Below are 17,365 nucleotides of genomic sequence, written 5' to 3'. Positions count from 1 at the left end.
GACGTGACATGTCAATAATCATGGGGGGTCGCCTTGTCACCTCCGGTGGGCTGTGCCTCAATGGGCGGCGCCCCCGCACGCTGACGGACCGTCAAAAGCGGTGCTGTCGGGCGGGGCCGTCCCCCCACCCCTGACCCCACGAAGGCAGGCCCCCCATGCGACATGGCATCTTCACCGCCACAGCGACCGCCGCCCTCGCCCTCGGCGCCCTCGCGACGGCCCCCGCGGCAGCCGCCGCGCCGCAGGCAGCCGTTGTGGATCCGCGGACCGCCACCGTCTCGTTCGACTGCGGTTCGTACGGGTCGGGAACGGCCACGCTCACCGCCGCCCAGGACGGCACCGCCGCGACCATCGAGGTGTCCACCTCGGCGATCTCGGCCCCCATCGACCTCGGCGCGGGCTCCGTCAGCTCGACCCTGACCCTCACCAGGAACGGCACCGGCACCACGGAGTTCAGCGGCAACTCCAACCCGCCGATCCCCGCGGGCGGCGCCGTCTCCACGGGACCGCTCACCGGAACCGTCGCCGCGGGCGACAGCCTCGAAGGGAAGTCCCTGCGGATCGTCGTCCTCGGCGTCACCGTGACCTGCGCCGCCACCTCGGCGCAGTCGCCGGGGCCGTTCGTCTTCTGACACGACACGACACGACACGGGCAGGACGTGGGGGCGGGGCCGCCCGCGCGGCGCGGAAAAACCCGGTCGCGGCGGCCCTCGCCGGACACTACGGTGCGGGTCATGCTGCCCGAGGTGAATACGGACGAGGAATGGGACCGTATCGTCCCGGACGAGACGGTCATGCGGCCCGGCGCCGAGGACCTGTGCGCACGGCTCGGTCTCGCGGGAGCCCCGCTGACCCGCTATCCCGAAGGGTCCCAGCCCGTCTACGCGGTCGGCGACCGGCACGTGCTGAAGCTCTTCCCCGCGGCGGCCGCCCAGGACGGCATCACCGAAGCCCGCGTCCTGAGCCACGTCCAGGGCCGGCTCCCCGTCCCCACCCCGCGGGTGCACGACTTCGGAACGTACGAGAACGGCTGGCGCTACGTCCTGATGTCCCGTCTGCCCGGCGCGGGCCTCGCCACCGCCTGGCCGGACATCCCGGGCACCGCCCGGGAGCGGATCATCACCGACGCGGCACAGGCCCTCGCCGCGCTGCACGCCCTGGACCCCGAGCCGCTCGCCGATGTCCTCGGGCCCGCCGACTGGGACGCCTTCCTCGCCGGGCAGCGCGCCGGGGCCGTGGACCGCCAGCGGAGGTGCGGACTGCCCGAGAGCTGGCTGGAGCAGATCCCCGCGTTCCTGGACTCCGTAACCCTGCCCGCCGCCGCAGCCACCACCGAAGCCACCACAGGATCCGCCGCCGGGCCCCGACGGGCCCTCCTGCACACCGAGTTCATGCGCCAGCACCTGATCGTCGACCCCGCGGACGACTGGCGCCTGACCGGCCTCTTCGACTTCGAGCCCGCCATGATCGGCGACCCGGCGTACGACTTCGTGGGCGTAGGACTCTTCGTCACCCGGGCCGAACCGGGCCTCCTGCCCCGCTTCATGAAGGCGTACGGAACGACGTACGATCCGCGCCAACTCCTCGCGTACACCTTGCTCCACGTGTACAGCAACCTTCCCTGGTACCTGCGGGAACTGCCCGCCCCGCCCGAGCCGACGCTCGACGCGCTCGCCGAGGCGTGGTTCCGTCAGGAGCTGTGACCGCCGAGTGCGACGACGGCCGCGATCGCCGGGCCGAAGGCGCCGCCGAGCTGGTAGCAGAGGTTGAACAGGCCGATGGCGGTGGGGCGTTGGGCGTCCGGCACGTCCTTGGTCGCGTACACCATGAGCGTCGCCTGGCCCGCGCTGGTGGCGAGGACGGCCAGCGTCGCGACCAGCAGGAGCAGGGGCGCCCAGGGGGTCAGGGCGGCGGTGAGCGGGGCGAGGGTGCCGACGGTGAGCAGGATGGCCAGGACCCGGCGGCGGGTCATCCGGGCCGAGGCCGCGGCCAGTGCCATGGAGAGCGCCGAGCCGGCGAGGAGGGCGGCCAGCTGACCGGTGCCGATCGTGGCGGCCGACCAGCCCGTGCGCTCGCCCAGCAGTTGCGGGACCGTGAACAGCAGGGTGAAGTACGACGTCGCCAAGGTGCAGGCGAGCGCGGCGCAGAGGACGAACGCGCGGGCCCGCAGCAGTGACGCCGGTACGAAGCCGGTGGGGTGGGCGCGGATGTGCAGGGCCAGCGGGACGGCCATCGCCAGTGCGGCGGCCACCGCCGGGAGCGGGTAGCGCGGGATGAGCACCAGAGCCGTCGCCATCAGGACCAGCAGGGCGGCGCCCCGGCCGTCGAAGGGCGTGCCGCGCGAAGGTGCGGACAGCTCGGCGCGGCGTACGACCGCGGGCAGGGCGAGGAGGGCGAGCGCGCCGACGGCCAGGGACATCCGCCAGGAGGCGGTGCCCGCGATCGCCGAGCCGAGCAGCGGGCCGACCGCCCCGAACGTCCCGAAGCCCGCCGTGATCACGCCCATCCGGCGGACCGAGCCCGCCAGGCTCATCGCCGCCGTGACCAGACCGGCACCGCCCGCGGCCTGCGCCGCCCGGCCCGCCATGGCCAGGGGTAGCCAGGGCGCCGCGGCGAGAACCGCGGTGCCGGTCACGATCAGGGCGGCACTCAGCTTGAGCGTGCTCCCCAGGCCGCGGCGGCGCAGCAGCGCCGCCATCAGTGGCGTGCCGACGGCCATGGCCCAGGCGAAGACGGTGACGAGCCAGGTCGCGGTCGCGGTGCGGACGCCGAGCGAGCCTGCCATGTCGGGGAGGATCAGTACGGGACTGTTGGCGCTCGCGGCGACCGGGGTGGCCAGCAACGCCAGCCAGAGCGCCGGGATTTGACGCGCCGACCGTGTGGCGGCGGCCTGCGGGGCGGCGCGGGGGAGAGGGGCGGGGCGAGGGCTGGGACGGGTTTGCGCGGGTGCGGACATGGTGGGCGGCTCCGTCGGCGCGAGGGATACGGGTGAGAGGTCCGGGCGAGGGGTCCGGGTGGGAGGCCCGGACGAGGGTGGCGCCTGGTCAGACCGTGGTGACGACCTGGTCGTAGGCGAGTCGCGGTGAACGGGGGTACCAGGCGTCCGGACCCGGACGGCCGATGTTCACGACCATCAGCGGCGTGTGGTCGTCGTCGAGGAACTCCTTCTGCACACCCGGGAAGTCGAATCCCGTCATGGGCCCCGCGGCCAGCCCCGCCGCGCGCACGCCGAGTATGAAGTAGGCCGCCTGGAGCACTCCGTTGACCAGCGCGGACTCCTCCCGGACCGCGCGGTCGGCGAAGAAGAGGTCCTTGGCCTGCGGGAAGTGCGGGAGCAGCGAGGGGAGTTCCTCGTGGAATTCGTTGTCGGCGGCGAGGATCGCGACCAGCGGGGCCGACAGCGTCTTGGGCCGGTTGCCCTCGGCCATGAGGTCCACCAGCCGCTCGCGGGCGTCGGCGGACCGGACGAGGACCACGCGCAGCGGCGACTGGTTGTACGCGGTGGGGGCGTACTTGACCAGGTCGTAGACCGCCTGGAGCTGCGCGTCGGTCACCGGCTCGTCGGTGAAGGTGTTGGCGGTGCGGGCCTCGCGGAAGAGGAGGTCCTGGGCGGCGGGGTGGAGGGACAGCTCGGACATGGTGTGCTCCTGTCGTTCGGGATCGACAATCTCGATAGTGAGATAAAAGCATCCGGCTATCCCAGAGTCAAGTATCTCGAAACTAAGAGACATGAAGTTGGGAGAGTCAGAGCTGGGAGAGCCAGCACTGGTAGAGTCCCTACTAAGAGAGTCCGTATCGAGGGGAGTGGCAGCGATGAGCGACGCCGTGGACGCGATCATCGGTCAGTGGGCCGAGGAGCGACCCGACCTGGAGGAGGGCCTGTGGCCCGTGCAGCTCTTCGGCCGCATCCAGCGACTGGCCCTCGTGGTCGACAAGTCGGTCAAGTCCATCGCGGGCCGGCACGGCCTGGACGTCGGTGAGTTCGACGTCCTCACCACACTCCAGCGCTCCGGGCCGCCCTACGCCCTGACCGCCGGTACGTTCCTCAAGGCGTCCATGGTGTCGTCCGGCACGATCACCAACCGCATCGACAAGATGGAAGCCAAGGGCCTGGTCGAGCGCGTACGCGACACGGAGGACCGGCGCAGCGTCAAGATCCGCCTCACCGAACGCGGGCATGAGGTCACCAGGGCCGTCTTCGCCGACCACCTGGCCAACTACGAGCTGCTGCTCGCCGATGTGGACCGCGAGCTGGTCGGCGCGGCCGGGGACAGTCTCCGGCGGGTCCTTGAGGCCCTCGGGGACACCACCATCAAGTAAGGCTCGGAGCCGAGGGGGACCGAGCCGGGACCCGGCCCCGGCTGCGGCCCCAGGGACCTCAACCGACCGGAATCAAGGTCAGATACGCGAGTCCGAGCACCGTGCGGTATCCGCGCAGCCACGAGTCGCGCTGGGCGTCGACCTTCGCGCGCGTCTCGGCCGCCGCGGGATGGTCCGGGTGCGTGGCGAGCCACTCCTCGACGTCACTGCGGTAGCCCGACTCGAACTCCTCCCACTCCTCCTCGCTCGCCGTCTCCACCCACAGCGGCCGGAACCCCGCCTCGATCGCCGCGTCCACCAGGCCGCCGAGCGACAGAAACTCGTCGGCACGGGCATCCGGCCACATCCCGGCCAGCTCGTCCTCGGTGGGCGTGCGCTGCCAGAAGCCCTCGCCGAGCACCACCCGGCCGCCGGAATTCACCAGCCCGCGCAGCGCCCGCAGCGCCTCGACCGTCGCGAGGGGCGGCTCGGCGGCGCTGAGCGCCTGGCTCGAACCGAGGCAGAGCACGACATCGGCGGGGTCGCGCGTGATGCCCCTCGCCGACTCCTCCGCGAAGACGACCCGTTCGCCGAGGCCGAGTTCCTCGGCGGCGGCACGCCCGCGCGCCAGATCCTCGGCGTTGATGTCCACGCCGACGCCGGCGGCCCCGGGGGCGGCTCGGAGTATGCGGAGCAACAACTCGCCCCAGCCGCAGCCGATGTCGAGAACCGTACGGGGCCCGGTCGCCGCGAGCCGCTCGACGAGGCGCCGCGCGCGGGCCTCGGAGAGGGGGCTGTGGAAGGCGAGGTGGGTGAGGCGCGGCGGAAGGTCGTTGTCAGCGATCACGGCGGAGTCAGTGGTGATGGCGGAGTCAGTGGTCGTGGCAGGGTCAATGGTCATGCCAGGGTCATTGGTCATGGCGGGCGACCTTAGCCCGCCCATCACCCTCCTGGACAGCGTTTTCCCCCCCCGAAAAGTGCTCAGAGCGCTTGGGGCGCGTGACCCCCGTGCCCGACCGCTCGCTGTCACTCCTCCTCGGACGAGGCGTCCTCGCCGCGCTGCCGCACGTTCTTGTTCCTGGCCCCCAGCGTCGCCAGCACACCTACCGCCGTCCCGGCGAGCGCGGCCGGCACCATCCAGGCCCGGTTGAGGGAGTGGCCGAGGGCGTGGTCGGCGGAGTAGCGGCCGGGGCCCGTGACGGCGAGCGCCGCGCTGACCATGCCGAGGAACGCCGGATACTCGTAACCGCCGCCCTGGCTGAAGAAGCCGTTCGGCGTGTGCACGGCCGAGGCCCCCGCCATCGCGCCCGCCGCCGCCGAACCGGCCGCCGGGGTCGCGAGACCGAGGGCGAGCAGCGTGCCGCCGCCCGCCTCGGCGAGCCCCGCGACCAGGGCGTTCATCCTGCCGGGCGTGTATCCGATGGACTCCATCCAGGCGCCCGTACCTTGGAGCCCGCCACCACCGAACCAGCCGAACAGCTTCTGCGTGCCGTGCGCGGCCAGCACACCCCCGGTCCCCACGCGCAGAAGCAGCAGCCCGAGGTCACGTCGGTCCGGGCACGAACAGGTCATGAGGACTCCCAGGTCGATGGTTCGGCTCTCGCCGAGGGGGTGACCCTCCCACCGTCCGCCGGACCGGCCCCCGGCACCCGGCCCGCGCCGCCGTACGGGTGAGGGCCCCGCCCCGCCCGGTGGCGCCCCGGACGGCCCGATGTGAGCGTGAGCCCATGAGCATTCAGGTAAACCGGCTCGGCGACCCGGCCGTACGCGCGTTCGTCACCGCGGTGAACTCCCACGACCGGGCCGCCTTCGAGGCGCTCCTCGCCCCCGGCGCGACCATGTCCGACGACGGCACCGACCGGGACATCACCGACTGGACCGAGCGCGAGGTCTTCTCCTCCAACGGCCACATGGACATCGAGTCGGAGTCGGACGGCGGCCGCACGCTGCTCGTCAGCTACCGCAACGACACCTGGGGCGAGATGCGCACGAAATGGCGCTTCACCGTCGATGACGCGGGCCGGATCACCCGCTTCGAAACGGGCCAGGCCTGACGGTCAGTGGCAGTTCTTGGTTCCGTCGTCGCTCCGGGTCCAGGAGCAGGAGTCCTGGAGCGAGCCGCTCGGCTTGATCAGGCGGGCCTTGTCGTCGGTGTTGTTCCAGACGTAGTTGCCCTGGCCCCAGTAGCGCACGCCGGAGGCGTCCGTGCCCTGGCCCGTGCGGACCTTGGCGGTCTTGCCGGCGCCGATGTTGTAGCTGCCGAAGGTGTACGTGTAGCCGGTGTTGTCCTTGAGCTTGTAGCCCTTGAGCTGGATCGCGGAGCGCGTGCTGTTGTGGATGTTCACCCACTCCGCGTTCAGCGAGGAGTTCGAGCGGGAGTCCCGCCCCGGGCTGTCGTACTGGATGAAGCCGAGGTGCAGCCCGCCCTGGTGGCGCGCGGTCGCCGCGGAGGCGGGCGCGGCGGCGAGCAGGGACACCGAGAGGGCGGTGGCGGCGAGCGCCGCGGGGGCCATGGTGCGTACGCGCAAGGAGTGCTCCAAGTGTGAAGGTCTCGTGGAGAGGAGCCGAGCATACGGGGTGCGCGCGCCCGCATTGAGGCGGTACCTCCGATTCCGCTTGGGGAGATCCCGCATCCGCTTCACCCGTGCTTCGCGCCTCGCCCGCCCCTCAACCCCGCCCGATATAGGGCATGTTGGTCGCCATCACTGTCGCGAACTGGACGTTCGCCTCCAGTGGCAGCTCCGCCATGTGCCGCACCGTGCGCGCCACGTCCGCCACGGCCATCACCGGCTCGTTCGCCAACTGCCCGTTGGCCTGGAGGATCCCGGACTGCATGCGCTCGGTCATATCGGTCGCGGCGTTGCCGATGTCGATCTGCCCGACGGCGATGCGGTACGGGCGTCCATCCAGGGAGAGTGACTTGGTCAGGCCGGTCAGGGCGTGCTTCGTCGCCGTGTACGCCGCCGAGTTCGGGCGCGGCGTATGTGCCGAGATCGACCCGTTGTTGATGATCCGGCCGCCCTGCGGGTCCTGCTCCTTCATCTGCCGGAACGCGGCCTGGGCGCACAGGAACGCGCCGTTCAGGTTGGTGTCGACCACGCTGCGCCAGGCCTCGTAGGAAAGCTCCTCGACGGGGACGTCGCCGGGGCCGAACGTGCCGGCGTTGTTGAAGAGCAGGTCCACCCGCCCGAAGCGGGCGCGCGCGGCGTCGAAGAGGGCGGTCACGTCTTCGGGGTGCGTCACGTCGGTACGTACGCACAAGGCGGCGCCGTCCTTCGAGAGGGCGAGGGAGGCCGTCTCCTCCAAGGCCTCCACGCGGCGGCCCGCGAGCGCCACCGCCCAGCCGGCGGCGAGCAGTTCGAGGGCCACGGCCCGGCCGATCCCCGACCCGGCCCCGGTCACCACGGCGACCTTGGGGTCGACCTGCGCGGCGGCCTCCACGACGTTCTCCACGGCGGTCTCCACGACACTCTCCGCGGCAGCGACCACGGCGGCCCTCGCGTCACCCCCGACAACGGCCTCCCCGGCACTGCCGGGGACGGTCTCCACGCCGCTGCCCGCGTTGGCGCCCGCGGCGGCTTTCCTGCCGCTGTCCGTGGCGGGGCCCGCGGGGGTCTCCCCGACGCTGTCCGCGGCGGCGCCTGCGGAGGCCCTCGCGTCACCGCCGACGGCGGTCTCCATGCCGCTGCCCGCGCTGGCAGCCGCGGCGGTTTCCCTGCCGCTGCCCCTCGCGGCACCCACGCCGGCGCCCGCGTCGGCGCCTGCGGCAGCCCTCGCGTCACCGCCGAGGGCGGTACCCACGCCGCTGCCCCCGGCGGCACCCGCGCCGGCCTCCAGCACGCCGCCCCCGGCGACAGGGCCCCCCGCGGTCTCCGACTCATCCCATGAGGCAGTTCGCTCAGCGTTCATGGCCCCGCAGCGTACGGGAGGGCCGGCCACGTGGACATCATCCGACCGCCATACGGCTGTTGTGTACGTGACAGGCGCAGGTCGTCCCCCGCCACTTACATGCCCCTGACAGCAATCGTCAGGGGAGGGCCACATGACACCCGCAGGCCAGCAGTACGCACCCGAACTCCGGGCCGCCGCACAGCACTTGGCGCGCCGTCGCTTCCTCACCACCACCGGCGCCGCCGCCGCGCTCGCCTTCGCCACCAACCTGCCCACCGCGGGCGTCGCGGGCGCCGCCGAGCTGGACGCCCGGCGTATCAAGGACGACCCCTTCACGCTCGGCGTCGCCTCCGGTGACCCGCTGCCCTCCTCGGTGCTGCTGTGGACCCGGCTCGCCCCCGCCCCCTACGAGCCGGGCGGCGGCCTGCCCAAGGAGCGCGTCTCCGTCCGCTGGGAACTCGCCCACGACGCCCGCTTCCGGCGCATAGCCAGACGAGGCGTCACCACCGCGCACCCCGAGTTCAACCACACCGTGCACGTCGAGGTGGACCACCTGGAGGCGGGCCGCCGCTACTACTTCCGCTTCCGCGCGGGCCAGTGGACCAGCGGCACCGGCCGCACCCGCACCGCGCCCGCGCCGGGCAGCCGCCCCGAGTCCCTGACGCTCGCCGCGGTGTCCTGCCAGGCCTACCACGACGGCTACTTCACCGCGTACAAGCACCTCGCGCAGGACGACGTGGACGTCGTCTTCCACCTCGGCGACTACCTCTACGAGTACGCGGTCGACTCGGCCGGCGGCGCCCGTAAATACACCGACCGGACGCTGCCCGCGCACTACAACAAGGAGACCCAGACCCTGGAGGACTACCGCCTGCGCTACGCCCTCTACAAGTCCGACCCCGACCTGCGCGCCGCACACGCCGCGCACCCCTTCGTCGTCACCTGGGACGACCACGAGACCGAGAACAACTACGCCGACGACATCGACGAGAACGGCAACCCGCCCGCGGAGTTCCTGCTGCGCCGCGCCGCCGCCTACCGCGCGTACTGGGAGAACCTGCCGCTGCGCCGCCCGCAGCTGCCGAAGGGCCCCGACGCACAGCTCTACCGGCGCCTCATCTGGGGCCGCCTCGCCCAGTTCGACATCCTCGACACCCGGCAGTACCGCTCCGACCAGGCATACGGCGACAAGGCGCACGCCCCCGGCCCCGAGACGGACGACCCGGCGCGCACCATCACCGGCGCCACCCAGGAGCGCTGGCTCCTCGACGGCTGGCGCCGCTCGCGCGCCCTGTGGAACGTGGTCCCGCAGCAGGTCACCTTCTCCCAGCGCAAGCTGGACCTCACCGCGCAGGCCAAGCTCTCCATGGACGCCTGGGACGGCTACCGCGCCTCCCGCAAGCGGGTCCTCGCCGGGGCGAGGGCGGCGGGCCTCGACAACCTCATGGTCCTCACCGGCGACGTCCACGTCGGCTACGCCTTCGACATCAAGGCCGACTTCGACGACCCCTCCTCCAAGACCGTGGGCACCGAGATCGTCGCGACGTCCATCGCGAGCGGCAAGGACGGCGCGGACAAGCCGGCCAACTGGGAGACGTACACCAAGGCCAACCCGCACCTGAAGTTCTACAACGGGCGGCGCGGCTACGTGACGGTCGGCCTCGGCCGCGACGAGGCGCGCGCCGACTTCAAGACGGTGTCGGCGGTCACCACGCCGGGCGCCCCCCTCAGGACCGCGGCATCCTTCGTGACGGAGTCGGGCGACCCGGGGCTCCGACCCGCGTAGATGCCGTCCGCGGCGGCGTCCGACGGCCGGAACGCCAGCGCCAGATCGTTCTCCGCGGTGAAGAAGGGGCGCACGGAGGCGGCGGCACCGGCCCGGCCGCCGGGCGCCTCGGCGGCCGGATACACATCGGTCCGCTTGCGGTCGACGACGTCGCCGATGACGCGCCCCACCCGGACCGGCTCACCCCCGGGAGACAGCCGCAGCGCCAGATCCCAGGTCTCCGGTTCCCCGTCACCGGCGTCCAGCACCCGGGCGTACGGCAGGCGGAAGCGGAAACGGTCCGCTCCACTGGTCGTCACGTCGGCCTCGAAGGCGGCGGACGGATCGCGGCGCGGCACGGCGAGCAGGCGGGGGCGCTGCCCCTCGGCGAACTCCGCGCCGTACAGCGTGCCTTCCACCGAGCAGGACGCCGGGCCGGTGGCCAGCGTGTGGGCTTCGGCGTGCGCGGGGCGGCGCCACGTCCGCAGGGACAGGTTGTTCTTGACGGTCGTATAGGGAATCCACCAGCGAAAGGGCGCCCCCGGCAGGGCTTTCAGGCCCAGCAGCTCGCGTTGCTCGACGGTCGACGACGCGACCCGGCGCCGTACGCCGTCGTCCGTCCGCACGACGTGGAAGTCCCAGCGGCCCTCGGCGAGCCGGTGCGCGCGGCGCTCCAGCACGGCCGTCCAGGGCGCCTCCTCGCCCTCGGGCCGGCGCAGGGGAACCGCGAGCAGATCCTCGCCCCGGCCCTCGGAGCCCCGCCGGGTCGCGGTCAGCGTGAACGCGCCGCCCGGCAGGCCGGCGCGGTCGAGGCGTACGACGAGATCACCCGCGGCGTCCACCGAGCAGGCGGCCTTCGGACGCAGCGGCCCCGGGCTCGCCGAGCGCCCGCGTCCTGCCGTACGCACGGTCCGGCCCAGCGCTCGGCGGGTCGCGGCCCCGGCGCGACGCGCACCGGCCGCCATCCGCAGGCCGAGCGGGACCGGGGCGGGCGGGGAGGAGGCGCGCAGGTCGGCGATCAGCTCCTCATAGCGCCGGGCGATGTGCTCCGGGGCGTACCGCTCGGCGTTGCGGCGGGCGGCGGCGCCCATGGAGCGGCGCAGGTCGGTGTCCTCGATGAGCCTGATGAGGCCCCGGGCGACGGCGGCGCTGTCGCCCGAGCGTACGAGCAGCCCGTCCTCGCCGTCCCGGATGATCTCGGCGGGCCCGTGGGGGCAGTCGGTGGCGACCACGGGGGTGCCGCACTGCATGGCCTCCACGATGGTCATGCCGAACGACTCCTCGCGGGAGGTGACGGCGGCGATCGCCCCCTTGGCCCACTCGGTGGCGAGGGACGGGGTGGGGCCCATCAGGAACACGTGGTCGCTCAGGCCGAGTTCGTCGATGCGGGCCCGCAGCGCGGCGTGCTTGGGGCCGCGTCCGTAGATCCGCAGCTTCCACCCCGGGTGCGCGGCGGCCACGGTGGCGAACGCGTCCACGAGGAGGCCGTACCGCTTCACCGGGATGAGCCGCCCACCGGCGATGACCAGCGGGGCCGCGCCGTCCGACGGGCCGACGCCGGGCAGCGGCGAGGCGTTGGGGATGGACACGATGGGGGTGCCCGTCGACGCGAGCTTCCGGCGGTGCGCCACGGCGTCCGCCTCCGTGACGGTGGTGTGCGCGTCCAGGGAGGCGATGGCCGCGTCCTGGGCGGCGCGGATGCCGGGCTCGTGGGTGCCGTAGACCCGGTGCTCCTGGCCGATCCGCAGATAGTGGCCGCGGCCGAACTCGGCCAGGTAGACCACCAGGCCCGGCCTGGTGGCCACCACCACGTCGGCGTCCGTGCGGCCGAGGAAGCGGGCCACCCGCTGATCGGTGAGCGCGTCGAAACCGGCCCCGGCCGCCTCGACGCGCGGCACCAGCGCGGTCGGCTCGCCCAGCAGCTCGTTGTCGAGGTCGCCTCGCGGCGCGTGCGGGCGCTTGTCGATCAGGGGGCGCAGCCGGACTTTTCTGCTGAGCGGCAGAGTGGGCCTGTCGTGTGTCCGCCAGACGCTGGCAATTTCAACGTCATGGCGCTCGGCGAGGGCACCGGCGGAATTGAAAGTGGCGCGGACGGTGCCACCGATTCCATATGCGTTCTGTAGCAGAAAGGTAATTTTCATTGTGCCTTGTCCGGATCGGCAATTCGTCAGGGAAGGCCACTTTTCCACGCCGTGCGGGATTTCCCGGTGAGCACACGCCTCGGGACGTGATGGATACCCCGTACGGTGAACGGGCGGTAGCCGCGTTGACCTATCAGGACTTCACGGCGCCGGACATCAAGAGAATTGCGTGAACCAGCGCTGACCCGGATCTTTTGCGGTGCAGGCGGCCATCCGCAGCCGGGGCCGCGGCCGCAGCGGATCGTCCTGGGTCAGGCAGCCGCCCGCGGTACGCAGCTGTCCTCGCCCCGTGACCACCCACCGGGCCGGTGCGGCGGAGCAGGGCGCGAGGGCGACGGCCCGGCCCTCGGCCCGGACGCAGCGCCGGCCCTCACCCGCGCGCTCGGCCCGCAGCACGCCGTCCGCGAGGCGCCACCGCTGCCCGAGCCCTCCGGTGCAAGGGGCGGTGCGCGGCTCGCCGCCGTCCCGGGCCAGACACAGGTCGGGGTCGGTGAATCCGGAATCCGTGGAGCCCAGCCAGGAGACGACGGTGCCGGGGCGGGGGTCGGGCGTCCGGCGCGGATAGCTTCGCTCCAGCCATCGCACGTAATGCTCCGCCGGTTCCCGAACGGGTTCGCAGTAATGCCCGGGGCAGTGCTCCACCTGCCTCTCGTCATGAATGTAGTAATGCTCGAAAATGGCCGTCTTGTGGGCGGTCGAGGCGGAATTCACATTGGGTGGGCGCATGATGTTTCCGTACCCCTCGTATCCCGCCAGTCGGATAGGATTTCCCGATTCCAGTCGTGCGCGGAGAGTCGCCAGGCGGAAATAGCGGGCGGTGATCGCGTGATCGCTGTGGTCGGCCCATTCCTTGCCGGATGACCTCAGAGCGGTGTTCGCGTAATCCTGCGTGCGTACGATATCGGGCCGAAAACGCTTGATGAGGGCGGTCAGGGTGGCGACCAGGCCCCGTTCCGTATAACGGGCCGAGCCGTCCACGGCGGTGAGGGAAGGAACCCCCGACCGGAAAAGGGCCAGCAAGCTGTCACGGCGCGACGATTCCTCGCGCCAGCCGCCGTCGGGCAGCCGTAGGAATACCAGCCGAATGTCCGGACCCAACGGCCCGCCGCCCCAGCGGACGCCGTGCAGGGTCCGCCCGCCGGCCCGCACGGGCGCGGACTCCCAGGGGCTGGGTTCCCCCGGCCGCATCGGCACCCCGGCGAGAGCGCTGTACGCCTGCTGCACGCCCATTTCGCGGCGGACCGCATACCCTCCCGACCATTCCAGATGGGCGTCGCCCGCGGTCACGTACACGACGCGGACGCAGTTCCCCTTTTCGAAGTCCTCGGAAATCGCCGGATTGATGAACAAGAGGTCGTCATCCTGGTGCGCCACTCCGACCAGCGTCGTGGCACGGCACTTTGCGCCGCCGGGCGAATCGTCCGGCGGCGGCACGGTGAATGCCAGGGTGGCGAGTCCGACGAGGACGGACAGCACCCATGTGTAGCTGCGAATGGCACGTAACTCCGCTTCTCGCGCGAAGCCGGGGCCCGTAAGATCTGCCCGGCGATGAGCCAAACGAGTGGGACTTCGGATCGTCACCCATTCGGAGCTGCGACCATGGACGGCGGAACGGACCACCGAGAGGGGCGGCATGCCTGAGCGCGGGCAGACAACAGAAGAGCACGAGATACCGAAGGCGGCGGGACCGGAAAGCCCCGCCGCCCTCCGCCGCACCGGGGCCCTCGTCACCCTGGTGCTCGGCGGCCTCACCGCCGTCGCCCCGCTCTCCATGGACATGTACCTCCCGGCCCTGCCGCAGGTCACCGACGCCCTGCACGCCCCTGCCGCGACCGTCCAGCTGACCCTCACCGCCTGTCTGACCGGCATGGCCCTCGGCCAGCTCGTCGTCGGCCCGATGAGCGACAAGTGGGGACGCCGCCGCCCGCTCCTCGTCGGCCTGCTCGTCTTCGTCCTCGCCACCGCGATCTGCGCCTTCGCCCCCACCGCGGAACTCCTCATCGGCTTCCGCCTGCTCCAGGGCCTCGCGGGCGCGGCCGGCATCGTCATCGCCCGCGCGGTCGTCCGCGACCTGTACGACGGCGTGGAGATGGCCCGCTTCTTCTCCACCCTGATGCTGATCTCGGGCGTCGCCCCGGTCGTCGCGCCCCTCATCGGCGGCCAGGTCCTGCGCTTCACGGACTGGCGCGGCGTCTTCGCCGTCCTCACGGGCGTCGGCATCGCGCTGACCCTCCTGGTGTGGCGGTTCCTGCCCGAGACCCTCGCCCCCGAGAAGCGGCACAGCGGGGGCACCGTCGCCGCGCTGCGCACCATGAGGTCGCTCCTCACCGACCGCGTCTTCACCGGCTATGTGATCGCGGGCGGTTTCGCTTTCGCGGCGCTGTTCGCGTACATCTCCGCCTCGTCCTTCGTGGTCCAGGAGATCTACGGCGCGTCCCCGCAGACCTTCAGCGTCCTCTTCGGCGTCAACTCCATCGGCCTGATCATCGTCGGCCAGATCAACGGCAAGGTCCTCGTCGGCCGCGTCAGCCTCAACAAGGCGCTCGCCAGTGGTCTGACGATCATCACCGTCGCCGCGCTGGCGCTCCTGCTCATGACCTCCGGCGTCTTCGGCGAGGTCGGCCTCGTCCCCGTCGCCGCCGGACTCTTCGTCCTGATGTCGGCGATGGGCCTGGCCATGCCCAACACCCAGTCCCTCGCCCTCACCCGCGCCCCGCACGCCGCCGGTTCCGCCTCCGCGCTGCTCGGCACCTCCTCCTTCCTCATCGGCGCGGTCGTCTCGCCGCTCGTCGGCATCGCGGGCGAGGACACCGCCGTCCCGATGGCCGTCGTCCAACTGGTCTGCGCGCTGGCGGCCCTCACGTGCTTCGTGGGACTGTGCCGCCCCTGGCGGCACGCGCCCACGGAGGAGGCGGACCACTGAGCGCACCACGGCTCCTGCGCACCGGCACCCCCGACCGCGCGGGCCTGGACCCGAACGAGATCGACCGTCTCGTCGCCGAGGTGCGCGAGCTGCCGCGCGGCCCGCGTCCCTGGTGCGCGGGCGCCGTGGTGCTCGTGGGCCGCGGTCCCGTGATCGCCGCCGAGGAGGCCGCGGGCTGGGCGGTGCGGTACGCCTCGTACGACGCCGACGGCGACACCGGGGTCGAGCTGCCCCGCGAGTGGCGCGTACCGATGCGCACCAACACGCCCTTCGACCTGGCCTCGCTCACCAAGCTCTTCACGACCGTCGCGGCGGTGCAGCAGCTGGAGCGGGGCACGCTCGGCATCGACGCGCTCGCCGGGGCGTACATCCCCGAGTTCCGGGCCGCCGCCGAGCACGGCGTCACGGTGCGGCAGCTCCTCACGCACACCTCGGGGCTGCGGCCCGAACTCCCGCTGTACGACTGTCCGGACCACGCCTCCCGGATCGCCGCCCTGCGCGCCGAGGTGCCGGTCACCGCACCCGGCGAGTACGTCTACTCCGACCTGAACATGCTGCTCCTCCAGCACATCCTGGAGCGCCTGACCGGACATCCCCTGGACGTCCTCGTCCGCGAGGGCATCACCCGGCCGCTCGGCATGGCCGACACCGGCTTCGGGCCGCGGGCGGACGCCGCCGCGACGGAGGACCAGCGCAGGCCCTGGGCGAAGGTGGACCGCGGGATGCTGCGGGGGGTCGTCCACGACGAGAACGCCTGGGCGCTCGGTGGCGTGGCCGGGCACGCGGGCCTCTTCTCCACCGCCCGCGACCTGGCGGTGTTCTGCCGCGCCCTGCTGTGCGGGGGCTCGTACGGGCGGGCCCGCATCCTCGGCCCCGACTTCGTCGAGCTGATGTTCACCGGCTCCGGCCTCGGCTTCGGCATCGACCAGCCGTGGTTCATGGGAGAGCTGGCGGGGCGCGGCGCGGCGGGCCACACCGGCTTCACGGGGACGTCGCTCGTCCTCGACCCGGCCACGGATACGTTCCTGATCCTGCTGGCCAACGTGGTGCACCCCCGGCGCAGGCCCGGGGACAGCACCCCAAGGGCCTCGGCGGCCACGAGGCTGGCCAGGGCGGCCCAGGACAGCTGACCTCGCGCGGGCGCCCCGTCAGGGGGCGTCGCTGTCCGCGGGTGCGTCGTGGTTGCTCGCGCAGTTCCCCGCGCCCCTTCGGGGCTCGGCCGGGGTCGGGCCCCGAAGGGGCGCGGGGAACTGCGCGACCAGCCGAAGGCGAGCCGCACCCGCCAGGACGGCAGCGGTAGGCAGACGAGGCCGCCCCCCCCCGCCCCCGTAGGATCAGTGGGTGAACGAGCTGACATCCCCGGGGGAAAAGCTGAGCGGCGCCCTCGCGAGGGCGCTGGACGGGCTGTCGCCCACGCAGGCCGCGCAAGCCGTCGAGCGGCTCATCGGCAGCTACCGGGGGCGGACCCCGACCGGCGCCCCGATCCTGCGGGACCGCGCCGACGTCGCCGCCTACGCGGCCTACCGCATGCCCGCCACCTTCGAGGCGGCGCACTCCGCGCTGGAGGCCCTCGCGGACGCGGCCCCGGACGGCTGGGCACCCGCCAGCCACGTGGACATCGGCGGCGGCACCGGCGCCGCCGTCTGGGCGGCCGCCGCGACCTGGCAGGGCGAGCGTCCCGTCACGGTCCTCGACTGGGCCGAGCCCGCCCTCGCCCTGGGGCGTGAACTGGCCGCGGCCGAACCGAGGTTGGCCGCCGCCCGCTGGCAGCGCGAACGCATCGGCGCCTCGCTCACCGTCGAAAGCGCCGAGCTGGTCACCATCTCGTACGTCCTCAAGGAGCTGACCGAGGCCGACCGGCGCTCGGTCGTCGACGCCGCGGCGCACGCGGCCACGCAGGCCGTCGTCGTCGTCGAACCGGGCACCCCGGACGGCTACGCGCGCGTCATCGAGGCACGCGACCAGCTCATCGCCGCCGGATACCGGGTCGCCGCCCCCTGCCCGCACAGCGCGCCCTGCCCCATCGAACCGGGCACGGACTGGTGCCACTTCTCGGCGCGCGTCAGCAGGTCGTCCCTGCACCGCCAGGTCAAGGGCGGCTCACTGGCGTACGAGGACGAGAAGTTCAGTTATGTCGCGGCGACCCGCTTCGACCCGGTCCCGCCGCCGAACCGGGTGGTGCGCCGCCCCCAGATCCGCAAGGGCCAGGTGCTCCTCGACCTGTGCGGGGCCGAGGAGCGGCTGCGCAGGGAGACCGTGACCAAGCGCCACGGCCCCCTCTACCGCGCGGCCCGCGACACGGACTGGGGCGACCGGTGGCCGCCCCCGTCCGAGCCGCAGGAGTGA

15 protein-coding genes and 1 pseudogene are annotated in these 17,365 nt (G+C 72.6%); 8 read left to right on the top strand and 8 right to left on the bottom strand.

What is annotated here, in order from left to right:
* Positions 1-155: 155 nt before the first annotated feature.
* Entirely contained in the window at positions 156-632 is a 477-nt protein-coding gene (locus IG54_RS0110790; RefSeq protein WP_030780611.1) for a hypothetical protein, read from the top strand.
* Positions 633-734: 102 nt separating this feature from the next.
* Positions 735-1,703, top strand: a complete 969-nt coding sequence (locus IG54_RS0110785) for an aminoglycoside phosphotransferase family protein (RefSeq protein ID WP_030780607.1) — start codon at positions 735-737, stop codon at positions 1,701-1,703.
* On the opposite strand, the gene IG54_RS0110780 is transcribed toward IG54_RS0110785, so the two are convergent.
* Together IG54_RS0110780 and IG54_RS0110775 are read right to left on the bottom strand one after the other, a co-directional pair.
* The gene (locus IG54_RS0110780) at positions 1,691-2,956 is read right to left on the bottom strand and encodes an MFS transporter (protein ID WP_030780604.1); all 1,266 of its coding nucleotides are present in this window, start codon (positions 2,954-2,956) and stop codon (positions 1,691-1,693) included. The two genes, IG54_RS0110785 and IG54_RS0110780, sit on opposite strands and share 13 nt — an antisense overlap.
* An 88-nt stretch (positions 2,957-3,044) precedes the next feature.
* Positions 3,045-3,638, bottom strand: coding sequence for a malonic semialdehyde reductase (locus tag IG54_RS0110775; RefSeq protein ID WP_030780601.1), 594 nt, complete (start codon positions 3,636-3,638; stop codon positions 3,045-3,047).
* 175 nt (positions 3,639-3,813) lie between these two features.
* On the opposite strand from IG54_RS0110775, the gene IG54_RS0110770 reads away from it, so the two are divergent.
* On the top strand, positions 3,814-4,320 hold the full coding sequence (locus IG54_RS0110770) for a MarR family winged helix-turn-helix transcriptional regulator (protein ID WP_030780598.1): 507 nt from the start codon (positions 3,814-3,816) through the stop codon (positions 4,318-4,320).
* A gap of 58 nt (positions 4,321-4,378) precedes the next feature.
* On the opposite strand, the gene IG54_RS0110765 is transcribed toward IG54_RS0110770, so the two are convergent.
* Together IG54_RS0110765 and IG54_RS0110760 are read right to left on the bottom strand one after the other, a co-directional pair.
* Positions 4,379-5,218 carry an SAM-dependent methyltransferase gene (locus tag IG54_RS0110765; RefSeq protein ID WP_234336096.1) on the bottom strand — a complete coding sequence of 280 codons (840 nt, stop codon included), beginning with the start codon at positions 5,216-5,218 and terminating at the stop codon, positions 4,379-4,381.
* Between the two features lie 107 nt (positions 5,219-5,325).
* The gene (locus IG54_RS0110760; RefSeq protein WP_030780592.1) at positions 5,326-5,871 is read right to left on the bottom strand and encodes a DoxX family protein; all 546 of its coding nucleotides are present in this window, start codon (positions 5,869-5,871) and stop codon (positions 5,326-5,328) included.
* A 155-nt stretch (positions 5,872-6,026) separates the two neighbouring features.
* On the opposite strand from IG54_RS0110760, the gene IG54_RS0110755 reads away from it, so the two are divergent.
* Positions 6,027-6,353 carry a hypothetical protein gene (locus tag IG54_RS0110755; RefSeq protein WP_030780589.1) on the top strand — a complete coding sequence of 109 codons (327 nt, stop codon included), beginning with the start codon at positions 6,027-6,029 and terminating at the stop codon, positions 6,351-6,353.
* 3 nt (positions 6,354-6,356) lie between these two features.
* Here IG54_RS0110755 and IG54_RS0110750 read toward each other — a convergent pair whose 3' ends face one another.
* Positions 6,357-6,827: a lamin tail domain-containing protein gene (locus IG54_RS0110750; RefSeq protein WP_030780586.1), complete on the bottom strand. Its 471-nt coding sequence runs from the start codon at positions 6,825-6,827 to the stop codon at positions 6,357-6,359.
* Positions 6,828-6,966: 139 nt separating this feature from the next.
* Positions 6,967-7,740, bottom strand: a complete 774-nt coding sequence (locus IG54_RS0110745) for an SDR family oxidoreductase (RefSeq protein ID WP_030780582.1) — start codon at positions 7,738-7,740, stop codon at positions 6,967-6,969.
* Between the two features lie 601 nt (positions 7,741-8,341).
* Between IG54_RS0110745 and IG54_RS0110740 the strand changes: the two genes are divergently transcribed.
* The gene (locus tag IG54_RS0110740; protein WP_030780579.1) at positions 8,342-9,976 is read left to right on the top strand and encodes an alkaline phosphatase D family protein; all 1,635 of its coding nucleotides are present in this window, start codon (positions 8,342-8,344) and stop codon (positions 9,974-9,976) included.
* 1,019 nt (positions 9,977-10,995) lie between these two features.
* On the opposite strand, the pseudogene IG54_RS42890 reads toward IG54_RS0110740, so the two are convergent.
* Positions 10,996-12,096, bottom strand: a pseudogene (locus IG54_RS42890) (glycosyltransferase family 4 protein); the annotation flags it as partial.
* Positions 12,097-12,252: 156 nt separating this feature from the next.
* Positions 12,253-13,572 carry a PIG-L family deacetylase gene (locus tag IG54_RS0110730; protein ID WP_030780573.1) on the bottom strand — a complete coding sequence of 440 codons (1,320 nt, stop codon included), beginning with the start codon at positions 13,570-13,572 and terminating at the stop codon, positions 12,253-12,255.
* A 157-nt stretch (positions 13,573-13,729) separates the two neighbouring features.
* Between IG54_RS0110730 and IG54_RS0110725 the strand changes: the two genes are divergently transcribed.
* The 3 genes from IG54_RS0110725 (at position 13,730) to IG54_RS0110715 (ending at position 17,365) form a co-directional block, all read left to right on the top strand.
* Complete coding sequence (locus IG54_RS0110725; protein WP_030780570.1) at positions 13,730-15,019, top strand: Bcr/CflA family multidrug efflux MFS transporter; 1,290 nt, start codon at positions 13,730-13,732, stop codon at positions 15,017-15,019.
* Complete coding sequence (locus IG54_RS0110720) at positions 14,959-16,149, top strand: serine hydrolase domain-containing protein (protein ID WP_234336095.1); 1,191 nt, start codon at positions 14,959-14,961, stop codon at positions 16,147-16,149. Before IG54_RS0110725 ends, IG54_RS0110720 begins: the two co-directional genes overlap by 61 nt.
* Positions 16,150-16,360: 211 nt before the next feature.
* Positions 16,361-17,365 (top strand): small ribosomal subunit Rsm22 family protein, encoded by a 1,005-nt coding sequence (locus IG54_RS0110715; protein WP_030780564.1) that lies wholly within the window; start codon positions 16,361-16,363, stop codon positions 17,363-17,365.

Source organism: Streptomyces sp. NRRL S-920 (assembly GCF_000717945.1).
GTDB lineage: Bacteria > Actinomycetota > Actinomycetes > Streptomycetales > Streptomycetaceae > Streptomyces > Streptomyces alboniger.
The sequence above is the reverse complement of the archived record's forward strand: the minus strand, read 5'-3'. Positions and strand labels throughout refer to the sequence as shown.